This is a genomic window from Maribacter sp. 4G9 (assembly GCF_002742265.1).
In the GTDB taxonomy this organism is placed as follows: Bacteria; Bacteroidota; Bacteroidia; order Flavobacteriales; family Flavobacteriaceae; genus Maribacter.
Genome location: NZ_MDGL01000107.1, coordinates 1 through 565 on the forward strand (window position 1 = coordinate 1; position 565 = coordinate 565).

Here is a 565-nt window from a genome sequence, read left to right on the forward strand (position 1 = left end):
AGGTGATCAATGCGATCCTTTACAAGCTCAAGTCCGGTGTCCATTGGCGGCTTCTGCCTGTGAAGGCCCTGTTCTCGGACAAGGTGCTCTGCTGGCAAGCGGTATACTACCATTACCGCAAGTGGTGCATTTCGGGAACCTGGAAGGAGTGCTGGATAAAGTTTCTCGGCGACCATAAATCCGACCTGGACCTTTCCAGTGTGGATATCGATGGTAGCCATACCCCGGCCAAACGGGGCGGCCAAACGGTCGAGTACCAAGGGAGAAAGAAATCCAAAACGACGAATTCCCTTTACCTGACCGATAGGCAGGGACTTCCCTTGGCCATGTCGGAACCGGTGGCCGGCAACCACAACGACCTTTATGATATCGAGGTGCAGTTCGAAGTGGTGACCGCTACCCTTCAAAAGGCGGACATACCTGTTGCCGGGCTTTTCATGAACGCCGATGCGGGATTCGATTCCAAGGATTTCAGGAACGCATGCGCCAAAATGGATATCAATGCCAACATATGTTTCAACAGGCGCAATGGAAGTACGCACGACAGGGAAGAATATTTCGACAA

Annotated in this window: 1 protein-coding gene; it reads left to right on the forward strand. The window is 52.4% G+C overall.

The features are described 5' to 3' along the window. On the forward strand, positions 1-565 hold a 565-nt coding region (locus BFP75_RS10900; protein ID WP_099545432.1), incomplete at both ends, for a transposase.